The sequence below is a fragment of the Marivita hallyeonensis genome (assembly GCF_900129875.1).
GTDB lineage: Bacteria > Pseudomonadota > Alphaproteobacteria > Rhodobacterales > Rhodobacteraceae > Marivita > Marivita hallyeonensis.
This window is the reverse complement of the sequence record NZ_FQXC01000017.1, coordinates 1-2,215: the sequence shown is the minus strand read 5'-3', so window position 1 is coordinate 2,215 and position 2,215 is coordinate 1. Positions and strand designations below refer to the sequence as shown.

2 protein-coding genes are annotated in these 2,215 nt (G+C 56.5%); one reads left to right on the top strand and one right to left on the bottom strand.

What is annotated here, in order from left to right; translation table 11 throughout:
* Window positions 1–25 precede the first annotated feature (25 nt).
* Window positions 26–634, bottom strand: coding sequence for a DJ-1/PfpI family protein (locus BUA42_RS20780; protein ID WP_072780266.1), 609 nt, complete (start codon window positions 632–634; stop codon window positions 26–28).
* 116 nt (window positions 635–750) lie between these two features.
* On the opposite strand from BUA42_RS20780, the gene BUA42_RS20775 reads away from it, so the two are divergent.
* Window positions 751–2,091, top strand: coding sequence for an IS1182 family transposase (locus tag BUA42_RS20775; RefSeq protein WP_072780265.1), 1,341 nt, complete (start codon window positions 751–753; stop codon window positions 2,089–2,091).
* Window positions 2,092–2,215: the final 124 nt, after the last annotated feature.

The window sequence follows — 2,215 nt, the reverse complement described above, 5'->3', positions numbered from 1 at the left end:
GATACCGGTGAAAAACTCCGCCTGATCAGATGAGGCCATGTATCTTAGCGAACGGGTCCCAGTCTTTGTCCTCGTGCCAATCATACTCGCTCCACATCGCGACTTTTTCGGCTGTCTCCCGATCATGCATCAGCGCGATTGCACCCAGAGCCATATCCATCCCGGCTGAGACACCGGAAGAGGTGATGAACTTGCCATCCTCGACCCATCGAGCTTGCTTCACCCAATCGACCTTCGGGTATTGGTCCGCGATTTTGGTGAAGGCCGCTTTGTTCGTCGTTGCGCGCCGCCCGTCCAGAACTCCCGCACCGGCAAGAAGTAAACTGCCGGTACACACACTCAGGACATACTCCGCCGATTCCGACACGGTTCTGATCCAATCCAAGAGAGCCGTGTTGCTCACCTCTCGGCGTGTTCCCATGCCTCCGGGAACGAACAGGACATCAAAGCGATCTGCATCTTTGAATGTCACGTCCGGATTGGCGCGCACCTGCTGATTGCTTGCAACGGGTTCAGAGGTCTCTGCGACCAGTTGGAGGTCAAAGTAATCTTTGAGCAAGCCGAACATCTCAAGCGGCCCGAACAGATCGAGCAGCTCAAAGCCCGGAAAGACCAGCGCCCCGACGCGTCGCATAGCAGTCACCTATAGTTCTGTCTCAATTATTTACCTGCATGCTATCGGTGGCCAATCCCTTGATCCACCTCCAAATCACTGATTCACTTGCCATATTGGCGGGGAGGATAACAGCAATGATGGGACGGCTGGAGACGCAAGAGAACCTGTTCTATCGGTTCCGGATCGAGGATCACGTACCGCAGGACCACCTTTTACGTCGGATCGACTGGCTGTTGGACTTTGACGAGATCCGGCGGGAACTGGCAGCTCTCTACAGCCACACAGGCCGACCGTCCGTCGATCCTGAGTTGATGCTGCGCATGCTGCTGATCGGTTATCTGTACGGTATCCGATCCGAACGGCGTTTGGTCGAGGAAGTCCATCTCAATCTGGCTTATCGGTGGTTTTGCAAGTTGGGCCTGGAAGGCCGAGTGCCGGATCGGTCGACTTTTTCCAAGAACCGCCACGGGCGCTTCGCGGATGGCGATGTGCTGCGCCGTCTGTTCGAGAGCGTCGTTGAGAAGTGCATCGGCTTCGGAATAGTGGGTGGGACGGACGCGGCCATCGACGGCAGCACCATCGAGGCAGATGCCAATAGGGATCGCAAAGATGGACCCGACGCGGTTCAGAAAGTCTGGTCGCACAAGGATCAAGTGCAGCGCCCGGTCGCTGACTATTTGGACAAACTGGCGGAGGCCGACGGCGCAGCACAATCCAGCCCCAAGAAGAAACCACCCAAGTACATCTCGGAGACCGACCCGGAAGCGGCATGGTCGCTGAAGGATGGCCCTGGTCGCTTCAGCTACGAGACCAACTATCTGGTCGATACCGATCATGGCATCATCATGGATGTCGAGGCGACGCCCGCCCGGCTCAGCCAAGAGATCGTTGCGGCCAAGACCATGTTGGTTCGCAGCTGGGAACGGCATGACTTTCAACCAGATCGCGTAGCTGCTGATGGATCATACGGCACTGGCCCATTCCTCGCCTGGCTCCTTAAGCGCAAGGTTGCGCCGCATGTGCCGGTGCTGGATCGTCAGCACCAGACCAATGGCAAGTACGACATCAGCCATTTCCAATATGACCCGGAGCGTGACAGTTACACTTGCCTTGAGGGGCACGAGATGCCGTTGCGCCGGATCAGAAAAGATGACCGGATCAAAAGCTACTTTGCTGGGAAAGACACTTGCGGCGCATGTCCGATCAAGAAGGCCTGCACGGATGCGCCATTTCGAACCGTCACGCGCCACATGGACGAAGAGGCGCGTCAGACAGCCCGCGATCTGCGCAATACGGCCGCCTATGACGAGAGCCGACGACGACGAAAGAAAGTCGAGATGTTGTTCGCCCACCTGAAACGGCATCTCGGCTTCAAACGCCTCCGGCTCCGAGGCCTCAAAGGAGCCAACGAAGAATTCCTCCTCGCCGCAACCGCCCAGAACCTAAAACGTCTTGCCAAAATGGTTCCATGTTAAGGATCAGAGCCGCTCTCTAAGCCAACAGCCAAAAACACTACCTTTGACCGCGATTACAGCGGGTTGAGAAAGCTCACGCAGGTCAAGTACAAGATGTAGTAGGTCGAGTTTTTCACCTAAATCG